The sequence below is a fragment of the Natrinema halophilum genome (assembly GCF_013402815.2).
Lineage (GTDB): Archaea > Halobacteriota > Halobacteria > Halobacteriales > Natrialbaceae > Natrinema > Natrinema halophilum.
On the sequence record NZ_CP058601.1, the window covers coordinates 54,918 to 71,045 of the forward strand.

Sequence of the window (16,128 nt, forward strand, 5' to 3'; positions counted from 1 at the left end):
GAGCTAGCGGGAATCAGTCGTCGACCTGCGTTGCATCGAGCGTTCCGTCCTCGTCGAATCGTTTCGCCCGGAGATATCGGGCCCGATAGCGGTTCGCACCGTCGGTGACGTCCGCCTCGCGGATCTCGTCGGTGCGACCTTCTGCGACGGCGTCGATCAACTCCTCGAGTTGATTCAGTTCGCTCGTCGTCAACTCGAGTTGGTACGTCCGTTCCGTCTCGGATTCGAGAATCGCCCACCTCCGAGCGGCGGCGATCACGAGCGAACACGGCTCGCGGCAGGGAAACTGGCCGTCGCCGCCGTCGACACCGAGGTCGTCGTCCTCGTCGTACTCCCATTCGCGGCGCCGGAGACACTGCGAATCGTCGCAACATGCTTCTGCCAACCACGCGACGGCCTCGCGAGGGAGTTCGTCGACCACATCGTAGATTCCCGTCTGTCGTTCTGCGGTCTCGAGCCAGTGGTCGACGTCCAGGTTCCCGGACAGTTCGCGGTGCCAGTTGGCGACCGTTGCCGGGTAGAAGAATCCGACTGTTTCGACGAGTTCGTCGCCCGAGAGACCGGTAAAGGCCCATCCCGAGGCGAGCGACGGTGCGGTCTTCAGCGGCCGGTAGCGGCCGTCTTCGTCGTACGTTGCAATCTCGCGGGCGTCACGTGGGTCGTCGTGTACCTCGAGGTCGACGAGATCGCTGTTGGCGTCGGCGACGTGCCAGAGATCGTAGACCCTCGCGCCGTTGGACTCGTCGACGTCGAGAAAGCGCGTCGTGATGGATAGTTGCCCCCATTGGCGGTCGATGCCGTCACGGAGCGCATCGTACCGCTCCGGGACCGCGAGTGGCTCCTCGACGGCCCGTTCGCCGGTGTTTCCGTCGTCCAAGGCGCCATCCCGTGGCGTCTTCGTGTTGGCGTCATCGAGCGGCGCCCGTTCGCACCATCGGAGGAACTCGCGGCGTGACGTACCCTCCCCGCCGACCGTTTTCTGCCAGTACCGCCAGTTCGTGACGTACTCTTCGCACGATTCGAGCGCTTGCTCGAGTTCGTCCTTCTCGAGGCCCGTCCATTCGTTCTCCGGGGTCTCGAGGGAGTACGTCTCGTCCGTTTCGTCGACGCGGAGCCCGTCGAACGCGATGCCCGACGACGCGCAGTCGACCAGGATCTCGTGATCATCGGACGCCACCGTCACGCGTTAGTCCCCCGTACCCGTTCTCGAAGTCGATTCGGCGACCGCTTTCGCGGGTGAACCGGCGAGTTCGCGTACCGCTTCGCGAGCCTCGCCGATACCGGCACCGGCGTCGGCCGCACGCTCGAGGAGGACGTCGGCCATCAGCCCCTCGGTACCGACGGCACCCGTATACCAGATCCGATGACCGTCGACCGCGGCCGGGACGTCCCAGCCTCGCCGGTAGTCCTCGGTGAGCCCCATGTCCTCGGGAATGTCCTCCTGCGTGTGGTAGCCGTCGGCGATGAACAACGGAACCACGACCACGTCCTGGCTCTCGAAGTACTCCGTCACGTCGTCGACCTCCGGTTCCTCGTCCATGAACAGCGCCTTCACCTCGTCGAAGCGGTCCCGCTCGCGGATTCGTTCGGTGTGATATTCGATCGCCTTCGCTGAGTTTTCGTTCCGTTCGGTGCCGTGGCCGACGACCGCGAGGCCGAACCCTTCGCCGACATCGGGATCTTCGGTCGCGGTCTCGGCTCGCTGGACGATAACGTCCGTCATCGCGTCGTGGGTCCCGACCGGCCCGCAGTAATGAATCGTCTTCCCGACGTCCCCGGCCTCGAGCGTGGCCTGCGAGGCGCTGGTTCCGTCGGACGCCCATTTATTCGGATCCCACTGCTCGAGGCGCAACTCCCGTGGTATCACCTGCTCGGTAAAGTACCCTTCACTGATGAACAGCGGCACGACAAACACCTCGTCGGACTCGAGGGTTCGAATCACGTCGCGGAAATGCGGTTCCTCTTTCCAGAACGCCTCTCGAACCTCGTCGAATGCGCCCGTTTCGCGGATCGTGTCCGCGTGGGCATAGGTCGGGTCGGAGGCGTCCGGATTCAGGTGCGATCCGTGTGCCGCGATGACCAGCGCTTGCATAAGTGGCGGTTAGGATGGGGACGGTATAGGAACTTCGCTGGCGGACCACATCGCCGGGTTACCGATGCCGGTATCACGATCGTCCGGACAGTTTGCCTTCCCTCGGCGGATTCACGATGGGATTGAAACGTCGATTCGAGCCTCACAGGTACGATCCTGGGCTTTCAACTCGGCTCTTGCAACGTACTCACCCGGCTCCGGATCGGTCCACTCCGCTTCGTAGCTCGTCGACGTACCGGGCTCTATGGTCTCGGAACTGAGTACCTGCGCGAACATGCGACCGTCGGTGAAACGCCAGACCTCTTCGTCGCCGTCCGCGACGATAAAGTCCGCTTTACACGCGTCCGAGAATCGGAGTTCGACCGTTTCGTCGCCGTCGTTGGTGACGGTGAATACGAACAGTACCGCGTCTCTAGAATCCTCTCCCGTCGTCTCGAGCGATCCCTCGAGCGTCATAATTCGAGGTTCGGGGCCGTCACAGATAGGTCTTGTCCGTCCTGAAACGAAAGAGACCGAAATCGACCGACATGGTCGAATTGCCGCCCTCGCTGAACCGGGGCGTCGGAGTATCGCGTAGCATTTGGAGAAGCGGCCGACGATCGTTGGTCGGCGGTCCGGTCGTTCGTCAGACTGCCGGTCTGGGGATGCTCTACTGGCTGTACTACGGAGATATTATACTACGACGTGGCGCTGAAAAGATGGTGGCGTCAGCGAACTAATACAGGGCATTCTGTAGCGATACACAGAATCTGATAGTAACGCCCGGCATCACGTCAGGACCGGCGACCTCCGAGTTCCACCGCACAACGGTGAAAGCGCTACGTCTATTTGCGCGCAGTCCGAACGTCCAATCGTGCAACTGGTGGGCTACGAACCGAGCGGGACCGGCTCCACACTCCTTCTGAGCAACGCTGATTCTGGTCAGCGTTCGATCGAGCACCAGACCCTCGAACCCGGCACCACCCTCTCCTTCTCGCTCGGGGACCGCCACTGCGCCGGGACCATCACCGACGGCGAGCACATCCCGTGTAAGCGACCGTCGGCACCCTACTGCGAACACCATACGAGTACGTGGATCTGCGCCCGCTGTACGGGCACCTGCCTGAAAGACGAGATGGACTGTTACGAGGACCACGCCGTCTACATCGCCGCGTTCGCCCCGGATACGTTCAAAGTCGGTGTGACCCGTGAGTGGCGCCTCGAGACCCGGTTGCGAGAACAGGGTGCCGACCGCGCGGTCCACGTTCACACCGTTTCGAACGGCCGAATCGCGCGCGAACTCGAAGCCGAAATCGCCAAGCGGCTGATCGACCGCGTCAGGACCGGTCCGAAAATAGCGGCACTCGCCGCCGACGTCGACGAAGATGCCTGGTCGTCTCTCCAGTCCGAGTTCGACGTCGTCGACCGATTCGACTTCGACTACGGGTTCGACCTCGAGGCCCGGCCGGTCCGCGAGACGTTGGCTTCGGGGTCCGTCGTCGGCGTCAAGGGACGGCTTCTGGTCCTCGAGAACGGTGGAACGACCTACGCCGTCGACATGCGCGATCTGGTCGGCTACGACCTCGAGGACGGGACGGCAGACCGTAATCTTCAGTCATCGTTGGAATCGTTCGGATAGTCGACACCGGTCGTCGAGACAGTGATCTGACAGGGGAGTATCGTACGTGGTAGCAGCACCCGGCCTCGAACCACCTGTTGCAAAACGGAGGTGTTTTTCGATTCGGGCACTCAATCATCAGTATGGTCATCGCGCTGGAAATGGGATGGCGACACCTCCTCTTCGAGAACTGGCTGGTTGATCCGGCCGTGATCGAGGCCCACCTCCCCGAAGCGCTCGCGGCCGACGTATACGACGGGTCCGCCTGGCTCTCGGTGATCCCGTTTACCAACGTTGCAGTGCGGCCGAAGGGAGTCCCGAAACGGGCGGGCATTCAGCTGCCGGAAATTAACGTCAGAACGTACGTCACTCGCGACGGTGTTCCGAGCGTCTACTTCTTCAGTCTCGACGCGCAGGGACTGGCGAGCGTCGTCGGCGCACGGTACTTCCATCACTTGCCGTACTATTATGCTCGTATTTCGATCGACGGAACGGACGGGAAGGTACGGTTCCGGAGCCGACGACGCCATCCCGGTGCACGACCCGCCAACTACGAGGCTACCTACTGGCCGACCGGGGAACCGATCTCGGCTCCGGACGATCCGCTGGGATCGTTCCTCGTCGAGCGCTACCGATTTTACACGCAATCCCCGGACGGATCGCTCCGATATACCGACGTCGACCACGAACCGTGGACGCTGTATCCGGCCGCTGCCGACGTGGAAACGAATACGTTGCTGACCGCCGACGGGTTCGCCCACCCGACGTCCGAGCCGGTCTATTTCTACAGTCCGGGCCTCGACGTCGTTGCGTTTCCGAGTCAGCGCCGTGAAGAACGAAAGTGATCGAATACGGAATGGAAGAATATTGAAATCCTGTTCGACAGAGAAACGAGGTCGTGACCGGGATGAGAGCCAGGGAAAGACGAATGTGGACGATTGACGGGTGGAAAGAGAGACACGCGTACACTCGAGCCGACCCCACATCGATACCCCCTTCTCGTCGAAGCCACACCAATCGAATCCGAAAATGGATATCCGTAATCCCCTAATATAGGGCCCGATTTATACTATTCAAATGACGTACGAACACCTCGATACGGACCTCGTAAACGAACTGCTCAACGACGGCCGTGCCAGCCTTCGAAGCCTCGCCGAAGAACTTGACGTTTCTGTTACTACCGTTTCCAACCACCTCTCCGAACTCGAGGATGAGAACGTCATTCGCGGATACACGCCGGTCGTCGACTACGATTCGGCGGGATACGACGTTACTGCCGTGATGCAGCTCAAAGCCGAGGGTGACGCGCTCCCCGAAATCACCGACTCGTTGAAAGACCATCGCCAGATGATCTCGGTGTACGAGGTCACCGGGGATTACGACGTGATCGCTATCGGCAAGTTCAAAAATACGGACGACATGAACGAGGAGATCAAATCGATCATCACCGACCCCGATATCAATCGATCGAACACCAGCATCGTCCTCAACGCCGTCGCGGAAAACGAGCAGTTCGAACTCGATACCGACGGCGGCAGTGACTGACGACGTCCGGTCGAGACTTCCGTTCGTTTCGGCCTCGAGACGCGCTCGTACCTGAATCGCCTGATCTGGCGCCCCCGTCACGGACTGCAGTTTACCGGTCGCGCAGTACTGCAATTTCCGAGCACCCATTCCTTGCACACGTGCGAGCAGAAAGCACCGCCAGTCGAGGGCGGTGAAGCCGCAAAAACCGGACTCGCGGACGCGGTTATCCCTGCCCGACCATCCCGTCTTCGTCCTCCCATTCCGTTTCGCGGAGTTCGTACTTCTGAACTTTCCCCGTCGTCGTCTTCGGGAGGGTTTTGACGAATTCGACGCGGTGGACGACCTTGTAGCCCGCGAGCCGTTCGCGCGTAAAGTCGGTCAGTTCGTCCTCGGAAACTGGCGGGTTCTGCGGGTCATCGTTCGTCGGCACCACGAACGCTTTTGGCGTCTCACCCCACTTCTCGCTCGGCGATGGGATTACCGCTACGTCCGACACGTCCGGATGGTCGAACAGGGTATCCTCGAGTTCGATGCTCGAGATGTTTTCACCGCCGGAGATGATGATGTCTTTCTCGCGGTCCTGAATCGCGATCATACCGTCTTCGTTGACGACGGCCAGGTCGCCGGTGTGGAACCAGCCGTCGCGCTTTTCGGTGAACGCCTTCTCGGTTTCGTCGGGCTTCTCCCAGTAGCCCTCCATGACCTGATTGCCCCGAACGAGTATTTCCCCGACCGTTTCGTCATCCCACGGGACTTCGGTTCCGTCGTCGTCGACGACTTCGACTTCGGTAGCGAGGGGAGCGATCCCCTGCCGTTTCTTCAGTCCGAAGCGAGTATCGCTGTCCTCGTCGATCAGCCGCCGGGTCGCGGAGGTGCCGATCAACGGTCCCGTCTCGGTCGCCCCGTAGAGCTGACGGAAGTGCCAGCCGAACTCCTCTTCGACCGTTTCGATGACGCTCTCGGGCGGCGCTGACCCCGCCGCGGTAACGCGCATCGGCGCGTCTCCCTCGGTCGCAACGTCGTTTTCCTGTCGGTACTCGTCGAGCAGGCTCAGGACCGTCGGGGCACAACAGAGGAACGAGACGTCCTCGACGGTAATCTGACGGAATATCTCCTCGGCATCGACGCCTCGCGTACAGACGTGTTTCGCTCCCATTCCCGTAATAGCGTAGATGTGGCCCCAGCCGTTGACGTGGAACATCGGGAGCGTCCATAGGTAGACGTCGTCGTCCCGGATCTCGTGGTGAATCGTCACGAGTTGGGCATGTAGCGATTCGGTTCTGTGAGTCCGCATTACGCCTTTGGGATCGCCGGTCGTCCCGGAGGTGTAATTGATCGTGATGACCTCGTCTTCGCTCATCTCCGGGCGCTCGTAGGTCGGTTCCGCGCCGTCGATGAGCGTCTCGAAGTCCTCCCAGTCTCCATCGACCGCGGACGCATCGTTCGTGATGAACGTCTCCACCGGAACCTCGTCTCGGATCGCCTCTATCTGCTCGGCGAATTCGTAGTCGGCCACGACCGCTTTTACGCCGGCGTCGTTGAGCATGTACTCGTAGTCTTCGGGCATCAATCGGTAGTTGAGCGGCGTGTGAATCGCCCCGAGTTGCATGATCCCGTAGGCCGACTCGAGGTGATAGTGGGTGTTCGGATCGAGTACCGCCACGCGGTCTCCCTTCTCGATCCCACGCGATTGGAGGACCGCGGACAGTCGATCGACTCGATCGCCGAATTCGTCGTACGTGAATCGGTCTCCCGTCGTGGCTACGATCGCCTCTTCGTCGCCGTAGTACGTGCGGGCCCGGTCGAGGAAATCAGTCACGAGAAGCGGGACTTCCATGTACGCAAGCGTTGCCGTCTCTATATATTATTTGTTCCGGATCAATCCCATTTTCGCGGTTCAATCCAACCGACTGTCCAGCGGCGGTTCATATCGGCTACCAAAACCGTTGAAACCGCCAGGCGAAATCGTCACCGATTCGGACGGTGAATAGTCGGTTCAAGCGATGCTGAACACAGCGAATGCGAGTAATAAATCCAGTTGCTAACAAAAACGGACGAATGTGAGCATTGTGTCTATGAATAGTTATGATTTGATGGAATATCCGCTCAATGGTGGATAAATCTTATTCAAGGAGAGGACGCTATGCAGCATATATGAACGAGAATCACGGGAGGAACGAGGACCGCAGGAGAGATGAAATCTCGAGTGACGATCTATTCGACGTCCTTTCCGACGAAAAACGACGAGCGGTGCTGTTCCACCTTCGCCAACATGGAGCCGCGACGGTCGACGAACTCGTCGACGTACTCGTCGGTATCGGCGAGGGAAACTTTACGGAGAGCGGCCGTGAGCACGTCTTTATCTCGTTGTATCATGTTCACCTGCCTAAACTCGCAGGACAGGGGCTCATCTCATACGATCCGGACGACCAAATCGTCGAGTTCACGGCCACCAGTGACGATGTCGATGAGTGGCTCGACCTGGCGGTCCGTCGTGATATAGCGATCGAGAGACTCTCCGAAACGCGCGGCCGAAAAGACGATCTGGAGACGATTCGAGTGTTGCTTACCGACGACGAACCGGGTCTCCCCGAAACCGTTGCGGCATACGTCGAGCGCGAGTACGACGAGATGGAGATAACAACTGCGACCAGCACGAGTGAAGCGGTAAATCACCTCGAGGAGGAGTCGTTCGATTGTATCGTAAGCGACTACAAGATGCCGGGCATCAGCGGATTGGACTTCCTCAAGACAGTCCGCGAGAGTGACGGGACGATTCCGTTCATCCTCTTCACTGCCAAGGGGAGCGAAGAGGTCGCCAGTCAGGCCATTACGAACGGTGTCTCCGACTACGTCACGAAGAGCACGGACACCGCTCAGTTCGACGAACTGGCCGATCGGATCCGAAAGGCTGTCGGCCAAAACGGCGATACTGACTAACGACGTTTCTCGAGTAGATGAGCACCGAACTGGAATCCGACCGCACACGCTCAGTTTGTATCCTTTGTGTCGACGACGATCCAGGCTTCGTCGCGCTGATCTCGAAGCTGTTAGAGCGAGAATCTGATCAGTTCACGACGATTACGTCCACGAGCGGTCCAGAAGCGCTCGATCACCTGCAATCGGAGTCGATTGACTGTGTGGTGAGCGATTACCAGATGCCCGGGATGGACGGGCTGGAATTTCTCGATCACGTCCGTGCCGAGTACGGTGATCTCCCGTTCATCCTCTTTACGAGCAAAGGCAGCGAGGAGATCGCCAGCGAGGCAATCTCTCGAGGTGTCACCGATTACCTCCAGAAGGGATCGAATACCGAACTGTACGAAGTGCTCGCCAATCGGGTCCAGAACGCGGTCGCCCAGTACCAGAGCCAACGCGCCCAGCAGTGGTTACTCGAACTCGCCGAAAACACGGATCAGATTCTTTTTATCTGCTCGCACGACTGGAGCGAGTTGCTGTACGTAAATTCCACGTACGAGGACATCTCCGGTCGTTCGATTACCGCCCTTCGGACCGATCCGACGGATATGGTAAGTGCTGTTCACCCCGACGACCGTGAGCAGGTACGGGACGCCATGGAGACGGTTTCGGCTGGTGAACCGGTCGATCTTACGTTCCGTGTCAATCCCGACGAACAGTACCAGCGGTGGCTCCGAATCCGTGGAGAGCCGATTTTCGACGACGAGGGAGCAGTCGTTCGGCTCATCGGTTTCGGGACCGACATCACCGAGGAACAGCGGAGCCGACAGCGCCGTGAGCGCCAACAACAGACGCTCGTCGAACTGGCTACCGACGAGGCAGTCACGACCGGAGACCTCGAAACGGCTGCCCGACGGATCACCGAAACCTCGGCGCACGTACTCGACGTCCCTCGGGTCAACATCTGGCTCTTCGAAGCGGACGACGACGAGGGGACTCTCAACTGCGTGGATCACTACGAAAAGAGCCGTGACGAGCACTCGAGTGACAAGCAGGTAACTGCGACGGATTATCCAACGTATTTCTCGGCGCTCGAATCCCAGCGATCGATCGCTGCCGATACCGCCCGTGAAGACCCGCGCACGGCGGAGTTGACGGACGACTACCTCGAGGTCCACGACATCGGCGCGTTGTTGGACAGCCCTGTCCGGTCGGAGGGAAAGATGATCGGCGCGATCTGTCACGAACACGTCGGTGGCCCGCGGGAGTGGACGGAAGACGAGATCGAATTCGTCAGTGACGTCTCCGATATCGTCTACCGGGCGTTTCGCAACCGTGAACGGAACGAGTACGAGCGGGAACTCGAGCGCCAGAACGAACGCTTAGAGGAATTCGCCGCCGTCGTCAGTCACGACCTGACGAATCCGCTGACCGTGGCCAGTACCTCGCTCGATATGGCTCGCGACAGCGGAGACGAGGCGGACTTCGAGCGTGCCGAGGAGGCGCTCGATCGAATGGACGACCTCATCGATGACCTCCTCACGCTCGCACGACAGGGCCAGCAGGTCGAAGAGACCGTGCCAATCGCACTCGATGCAGTGGCAGAGTCCGCCTGGGAGGGGGTTCAGAGCGACGATGCAACATTGATCGTCGATTTCGACGCGTATCGGATCACGGCCGACGAGGCCAGACTGCACCAACTGTTCGAGAACCTCTTCTCGAACGCCATCGAACACGGTTCGAAGCGCGGTCGAACGGACGGTTCAGCGTCAGAGCCTGCCAAGACACAGCGTGAATCGGAGGAGGGGGCAGGTGTCGAGGGTGTCACCATCACAGTCGGTCTCCTCGAAGCGGAGGCGGGATTCTACGTGGCTGACGACGGCCCCGGCCTCCCGGACGTCGAGCGCGAGCTACTCTTCGAGAAGGGGTTTTCCACGACCGAAGGGGGGACGGGCTTTGGCCTCTCGATCGTCGAGAGCATCGCCAGCGCTCACGGCTGGACTGTCGAGGCGACCGACAGCGAGGCGGGTGGTGCCAGGTTCGAGATCCGATTCGGCACGGACAACCCGTGGTCACAGCGAGCGGACGAGCAACGGAGCGGGGAGTGAGGGCACCGGTTCCGTTCTGTCCCTCGGAGGCGCTGAATCCAAGTACTCGTCCGAGCCGATCGTCGCAGGGAAGCGTACGGCATCCGATCGACGCGTCACACTCGATCGCCACCATCACTGTCACCCGTCACATCCGATCACCGCTTCGTTACACACATTCAATAACGTATAAGTAACTGACTGGGGAGATTCAAATTAGGGCGTAGAACCGCCAACGTGCGAAACGGTTGGCCGGGTGTAGGAGACCCGACCTACGTCCTCCGCAGCTGAAGGACAATGTATATTCGAACACGTAGTTACGAAATTGTTTCGGTAGCACCGGCTGAACGAACGTCCGCCGCCTCCGTCCATTCGGCGACCGACACTGGCGGTCGTTTTCGCGACACTCCGCCCCTCGAGAGGGCGACTCCACCGTCGAACGACGCGCCCCAGAGCGACGTTCGCCCGGGGGACGGTCGCGTATGAACTCACGCGACGACGATTCGGTTCAATCGCGCGACGACGACCGTATGCGGGTCCGCCTCGAGGAGATCCGCGCGGATCTCGAGACGCTCGACGATTACCTGCTCGAACCGCTGTCTCTCCAGCCGGCAATCGCGAACCTCGAGATGACGCTCGAGGTGTACCGAGACCTACCCACTGACGGCGACGAGAGATCGGTGGCGGCCGAGGCCGATGACTGACGCGAGCGGCGACCCCGTGGTCGGCCCCTGACGTGGAGCCATCCGTATCGCGGCCCTAACCGGTGCTCCCTCCAGAACGTCTGAGACACGGCGGAGGCCACGGTTTCGACCGCTGGCACGAGCGGAGACCGGTCTCGAGAGCGGCCGTCCATCTATCGAGCGGGGCTCCGTCGTTACGGGACATTGACGGTATCGCGACAAAAATCCGACTTCCTTTGACCGACGCTGTCCGTACCATACGTACCCGCTGCCGCACGGATCTTTTCGTTGACGACGACCGCTTTGCTTCGGCTCGAGATGCGTCCGAACGGGAGTCGATAGACGGGAACGCGTTAGTCCGCAGCGTGGGCGTGTTCGCCGTGACCGCCTTCGTCGGGGGTATTCGAGCGGTGGAGCCAGTAGAGGAACAGGAAGAACGCGGTTGCTGCCACGTTGAGCGCCATCTTGTAGTTCATCTCGATTTTGACCTCCGCGATCTGCGCCGTCGAGGGGTCCGGGATGAATCCGAGTCCGAGGAACAGGAAGTGGATGATGACCCCCGTGAGAACCGCCGAAATAAAGATCATCCCCGAGAGGATGGCAGCGAACGTCGAACCGTAGTATTCGCGGTAGGCGTCCATGATCGGCGGGACGATGAGGTCGGCGTAGATGTACGAGAGCACCGATCCGAACGGGAGCCCGTTCGTCCAGAGGACGGCACCGAACGGGACGTTGCCGACCGAACAGACGAACGTGGCGACGCCGATTATCGCGCCGAGCGCTGCAGTCCAGACGATGTACACGGGCAGTCCGAACGTCGGCTCGGAAAAGACGGACGTCCAGACCTCTCGCGGAATGAACCCGGCGATGAGCCCAGCAAAGACGAAGCCGATCGCGATCTCGTCCCAGAGCATTCCCCACTCCTTCCACTGTTTGTCGGCCAGCGCCTTCCACCCCGAGAGCGACGTCGCCTGCTCGCGGACGGTGGTATTCGCCTTCTCTGGGTCGAAGCTTTCCGCACAGGACTGCGAGCAGAAGTAGTATGTCTGGCCGTCGTGCTCGGTCGAATAATCGGCCTCCTCGGGGTTGAGCTCCATTCCACAAACGGGGTCCTGGACGGTCGCTTCGCCCTCCTCGAGGACGTTCCGTCGGGCCTGTTCGACGACGGCGTCGGGGACGAGATACACGAAGCCCACCGCCATCATCCCGATGAGTATGAATCCGCCGACGACGTTCGCCAGGAGGAACTGCCAGCCGAGCAGGATCCAGATGACGGCGCCGATCTCGATGACGAGATTCGTCGAGGCGAACATGAACGCGCCGAGGGTGGCTGCGGCGGATCCGCCCTTCTTGAACAGGTTCTTCGCGGTTGCGATAGCGCTGTACGAACACGACGAGGAGACGAACCCGAACAGCGACCCGTAGCCGATTTCGCGGGGTCCGTGTCCCTCGAGGAGGTCCGAGACCGCCTCGTTCGACGTCCAGGCCTCGACACCGCCTGCGATAGCGAATCCGATCACGAGCGCCCACCACGTGATCCACACCATCGCGATTGTGGTCGTCACGAACTGTCGCGTGCTTTCGAGGAAGAACGCACGCAACGGCTTCGTCGTCGTGAATACGCCGATGCCGACCGTCGCGAGCGCGATGATCGAGAGGATCGCGTATTCGTTTCTGTCCACAGTTATACTTCGTGGGCCATTTTTAACGGATTTTTGCCTTCGGTATCACGGTCGTTCCCGCCGCTGGATTTACGAGCGCAAACCTGCTTCGACGGTTTCGATTCCATTCAAAAGGAAACCGGGACGGATGCGCTACTACCGACCACGATTGACGCAGTCACCTCGCGGTGAGATGACGTTCGCTGGAATCGTTCGACGGCGGACAGTGTAATACCCGTTACTACCGTCTCGAACCGCTATTCCGGTCGCCGGTTGTGGAACCTGTTTGCGCTGTTCCCTGTTTGCGCTGTTACCCTGTTGGCGCCGTTACCCTGTTTGCGCTGTATCCCTTTTGCGCTGTTGTCGAAGAGTATCGGGTCACTCGAGTCGCTCACGACAGCCTCGCCGCGCTCAGGCGTCGCCCTCGAACGACTCGAAGCTGTCGATCGTAATCGCGATCGCGTCCGCACCGGGCACGTCGCGAACGCTGTACCTGGTTGGGTAGGTCCCGGCTCGGGCGTACGTCGTTGGTTGGGCGATCGGCCGACTCTCGGTCCCAGAGTGTGCTCGAAGGTACTCGCGGGTGAGCATCGGTTCGACGAACGTCAGTTCGGCCGTGCCGTCCCCGTCGGGGTCGGACGCACCCCAGATGAGCGTGTTCGTGAACGTCCCGCCGTTCATTTCGGGGACGGTCGGATCGACCAGGTGTTCGCCCATGTCGGTGATGACCCGTTCGTCGACGACTGGACTGCGTACGAACCCGCCGGGGAGGTATTCGGCCGGCAACTCGTACGACGGCGCGGTGGGACCGGTGATCGCGTCGACGGTCGCAGCCGGAAGCATGTGAAAGTGAATATCGAGGTGCGGCGCCGACCAGACGGGTGGATGGCCGGCCGGGTTCCAGTTCACCCCCAGGAACGTAAACGGCGTCGCGGTCGATGCCGGAAGCGGAAGGAAAAACTCCTGGGACCACCGGTGATGGATCGGGAGTGCCCGACCGGTCGGACCGTACTTGTCCGAATACCGCGACTCGCCGGCAGCCTCGAGGTCGCCCGCCGACGGGAGCCCGTCGAGGACAGCGCGCTCTATGTACAGTCCGTGGTGGGTCGGTCCGCCAGACCGGGTCCCCGTCGTGAACGACCTCGCCCGTCCGTTTCCGAGTCGGACGTGGTCACCCCATTTCGTGATTCCGGGGAGGAACTCACCCTTTCGGTCCAAGTCGCTGGTATCGCTGGCGCTGCCAAGACCGCTCGTACCGAGACCAGCTGCGGCTACAGGGATCGCCCGCAGGAATCGACGCCGGCTCGGTCGACCGTCGTTTTCCTCGAGAGTGTGCGTTGTATCGATCCGCTCGGCCTGTCTGCCCGACGATTGCTGTCGCCCGCTTCCCATGAAATCTCATCAATCCAACAGCTTATAAGGATATTCATACCTAGTACCATTGGTCATTTCCCACGTCGAGAAAAGAAGTTCGACCACGGAGCGTACTCCCGGTGGCCCAAGAGAGTCGATGATCGGATCGACGAGTTCCAGAACGCACTCTCACCGAACCAGCGCACCGAACACTCGCTCCTCGATCTTGCGGAGGTGTTCTCCGGCGGTCGCGGGTGCAATTCCAACGGTTGTCGCCACGTCTTCGTGCGTCGCCTGCCGGGGTGCATTGTAGTATCCGACTTCGACGGCCGCTTCGAGCACCTCCCGCTGTCGAGCCGTCAGTTCCCTCGTAAACGATCCCTCATCCGGTTCGTACGTACCTGTCTTGACGACCTCGAACGTTACTGCGGCCGCGTCAGCGGCGTATTCGAACAGCTCCCGCAAGTCTGACTCGCTTCCCAGATACGTTATTCGAAGCGACCCGTCGGACGTAATGCGGATCGGCATCTCGAGGATCATATCCGACTCCCGTTCGAGTTCCAGTATCCGGCGCGTTACATCCGTTGGCTCGAACTGACTCACCGCCATCCACCGCGTCCCCCCGGAGACGAGATAGTCGATGACTGCGGGAGAATCCCGCATGATCTCCTCGTAACGAGTCTTGTCGCCGCTTCCCTCGGCGAGCAACAGTACCGTTCCGTCGGGAAGGAGTTCGACGTTGTGAATCGCTTCTCGTTCGATCGACGGCTCGTCCGAGAGAGCTCGACCGAGCGGATGGAACCCGCTGCTTTCAGCGGGGTGGGCGAGCACCGTGAGATAGCGCATACGCGAGGACAGACACGGGTGTCGGACTTAAAGAACCGCGAATAACTTGCAGCCGGCGCTTCGTCGACGCCGCCGAAGAATGGCGTATGAACGACAGCCAGACGACGTCCGATATCGCCATCGTCGGCGGCGGAATCTGTGGATTAACCACCGCGATCGCGCTCGAGCAACGGGGACTGTCGCCGACCGTTTACGAGGCGGCGTCCGAGTACCGACCGATCGGTGCCGGACTGCTCTTGCAGACCAATGCCCTCCTCGTTTTCGACCGCCTCGGCATCGTCGACCGCGTTCGGGCCGCAGGCGTCCCCCTCGAGGACGTACAGATTCGGTCTCCGGACGGACGGGTACTCCAACGATTCGATCTAGACGGACTCGAGCGTCGCGACTTCGGATACGGCTACGTCGCGATTCATCGCGGTGACCTCCAGCGGATACTCCTGGACGAATTGAGTACCGACGTCGAAACTGGAATGGCGTGTACGGACGTTACCGGGACGGAATCGCCGGCCGTCCTGTTCGACGACGGGACGCTCGTTCGTCCTGACGTTCTCATCGGAGCGGACGGCATCGACTCCGAGGTCCGGAACGTGATCGCCCCGGACGTCGAACTGCAAGCGCTTGATAGCGTCGTCTATCGGGCTATCGCCGAGATCGAGTCACTCGACCGCCATCGCAGGCTCGGATTCGAGGTCTGGGGTGACGGAACGTACACCGGCGGCGCACCGATCGCCTCCGATCGGTTTTACTGGTTCGCGACGGTTCAGAAAGGAGCGGCAGACGCGATAGATTCCCGAGAACTGACGGCGGTGCTTCGCGACCGATTCGCCGAGTTTCCGGATCCGGTCCCGTCCGTGCTCGAGTCACTCGAACCGGCGGATGTTTTTCGGACGGATCTAACTGACGTTCCCTCGCTCGACCGATGGTCCCGGGGCTCCGTCGTGCTCGCCGGTGATGCGGCACACGGCATGGTGCCGTTTGCCGGGCAGGGTGCAGCACAGGCGATCGAGGACGCGCTTATGCTGGCGCATTCGATCGATCGCCACGGGACGCCGGCCGATGCGTTCGAGGCGTACGAAGCGGAGCGAAAGACGAGAGCCGACCGAATCCGCGCCGAGGCACGCAGACTCGGGACCCTCGGGACGATGCGTTCGAGCATCGGTTGCCGAGTGCGAAATTTCGCGGTCGCGCACCTTCCGGCCGCGCTTTTCCACCGGTTTCGTCTCCGACGGATGTCCGGTACCTCGCTTCCCGAGGCCGCCACCTGTGACCCGTTCTCGAGGAGATAACGCACGACGATCGGAACACGCGAGTGTACGTTCGACACCAGACTAAAGTCGCTGTCGTCGACCGGCCAGGACCGGAT

At 60.8% G+C, this 16,128-nt stretch carries 14 protein-coding genes; 7 read left to right on the forward strand and 7 right to left on the reverse strand.

Annotation, left to right across the window (positions count from 1 at the left end; all coding sequences use genetic code 11):
• Nucleotides 1-13: 13 nt before the first annotated feature.
• The 3 genes from HYG82_RS21080 to HYG82_RS21090 form a co-directional block, all read right to left on the reverse strand.
• Nucleotides 14-1,183, reverse strand: coding sequence for a DR2241 family protein (locus HYG82_RS21080; RefSeq protein WP_179259125.1), 1,170 nt, complete (start codon nucleotides 1,181-1,183; stop codon nucleotides 14-16).
• A gap of 3 nt (nucleotides 1,184-1,186) precedes the next feature.
• Nucleotides 1,187-2,092 (reverse strand): CbiX/SirB N-terminal domain-containing protein, encoded by a 906-nt coding sequence (locus tag HYG82_RS21085; RefSeq protein ID WP_179259126.1) that lies wholly within the window; start codon nucleotides 2,090-2,092, stop codon nucleotides 1,187-1,189.
• A gap of 111 nt (nucleotides 2,093-2,203) precedes the next feature.
• Nucleotides 2,204-2,548, reverse strand: coding sequence for a BsuPI-related putative proteinase inhibitor (locus HYG82_RS21090; RefSeq protein ID WP_179259127.1), 345 nt, complete (start codon nucleotides 2,546-2,548; stop codon nucleotides 2,204-2,206).
• A 397-nt stretch (nucleotides 2,549-2,945) separates the two neighbouring features.
• On the opposite strand from HYG82_RS21090, the gene HYG82_RS21095 reads away from it, so the two are divergent.
• From HYG82_RS21095 to lrp, 3 genes are all read left to right on the forward strand, one after another.
• Entirely contained in the window at nucleotides 2,946-3,710 is a 765-nt protein-coding gene (locus HYG82_RS21095; protein ID WP_179259128.1) for a DUF2797 domain-containing protein, read from the forward strand.
• Nucleotides 3,711-3,832: 122 nt separating this feature from the next.
• Nucleotides 3,833-4,534 carry a YqjF family protein gene (locus HYG82_RS21100; RefSeq protein WP_179259129.1) on the forward strand — a complete coding sequence of 234 codons (702 nt, stop codon included), beginning with the start codon at nucleotides 3,833-3,835 and terminating at the stop codon, nucleotides 4,532-4,534.
• 232 nt (nucleotides 4,535-4,766) lie between these two features.
• A complete protein-coding gene (gene lrp, locus HYG82_RS21105; protein WP_179259130.1) occupies nucleotides 4,767-5,234 on the forward strand; it encodes an HTH-type transcriptional regulator Lrp in 468 nt (155 codons plus the stop codon).
• Between the two features lie 205 nt (nucleotides 5,235-5,439).
• On the opposite strand, the gene HYG82_RS21110 is transcribed toward lrp, so the two are convergent.
• The gene (locus HYG82_RS21110; protein ID WP_179259131.1) at nucleotides 5,440-7,053 is read right to left on the reverse strand and encodes a long-chain-fatty-acid--CoA ligase; all 1,614 of its coding nucleotides are present in this window, start codon (nucleotides 7,051-7,053) and stop codon (nucleotides 5,440-5,442) included.
• A 317-nt stretch (nucleotides 7,054-7,370) separates the two neighbouring features.
• On the opposite strand from HYG82_RS21110, the gene HYG82_RS21115 reads away from it, so the two are divergent.
• From HYG82_RS21115 to HYG82_RS21125, 3 genes are all read left to right on the forward strand, one after another.
• The gene (locus HYG82_RS21115; RefSeq protein WP_179259132.1) at nucleotides 7,371-8,156 is read left to right on the forward strand and encodes a response regulator; all 786 of its coding nucleotides are present in this window, start codon (nucleotides 7,371-7,373) and stop codon (nucleotides 8,154-8,156) included.
• A 17-nt stretch (nucleotides 8,157-8,173) separates the two neighbouring features.
• Nucleotides 8,174-10,243, forward strand: coding sequence for a response regulator (locus HYG82_RS21120; RefSeq protein ID WP_179259133.1), 2,070 nt, complete (start codon nucleotides 8,174-8,176; stop codon nucleotides 10,241-10,243).
• A gap of 461 nt (nucleotides 10,244-10,704) precedes the next feature.
• Nucleotides 10,705-10,926, forward strand: a complete 222-nt coding sequence (locus tag HYG82_RS21125) for a hypothetical protein (protein ID WP_179259068.1) — start codon at nucleotides 10,705-10,707, stop codon at nucleotides 10,924-10,926.
• Between the two features lie 332 nt (nucleotides 10,927-11,258).
• Here the strand turns inward: HYG82_RS21125 and HYG82_RS21130 are convergent, their stop codons facing one another.
• The 3 genes from HYG82_RS21130 to HYG82_RS21140 all read right to left on the reverse strand — a co-directional run bounded on the left by HYG82_RS21130 (nucleotide 11,259) and on the right by HYG82_RS21140 (nucleotide 14,765).
• On the reverse strand, nucleotides 11,259-12,587 hold the full coding sequence (locus tag HYG82_RS21130) for a permease (RefSeq protein ID WP_179259134.1): 1,329 nt from the start codon (nucleotides 12,585-12,587) through the stop codon (nucleotides 11,259-11,261).
• 390 nt (nucleotides 12,588-12,977) lie between these two features.
• Nucleotides 12,978-13,958: a hypothetical protein gene (locus HYG82_RS21135; protein ID WP_235217776.1), complete on the reverse strand. Its 981-nt coding sequence runs from the start codon at nucleotides 13,956-13,958 to the stop codon at nucleotides 12,978-12,980.
• A gap of 150 nt (nucleotides 13,959-14,108) precedes the next feature.
• Nucleotides 14,109-14,765, reverse strand: coding sequence for a helix-turn-helix domain-containing protein (locus HYG82_RS21140; RefSeq protein ID WP_179259135.1), 657 nt, complete (start codon nucleotides 14,763-14,765; stop codon nucleotides 14,109-14,111).
• A gap of 86 nt (nucleotides 14,766-14,851) precedes the next feature.
• Between HYG82_RS21140 and HYG82_RS21145 the strand changes: the two genes are divergently transcribed.
• Nucleotides 14,852-16,051: an FAD-dependent monooxygenase gene (locus HYG82_RS21145; protein WP_179259136.1), complete on the forward strand. Its 1,200-nt coding sequence runs from the start codon at nucleotides 14,852-14,854 to the stop codon at nucleotides 16,049-16,051.
• Nucleotides 16,052-16,128 lie beyond the last annotated feature (77 nt).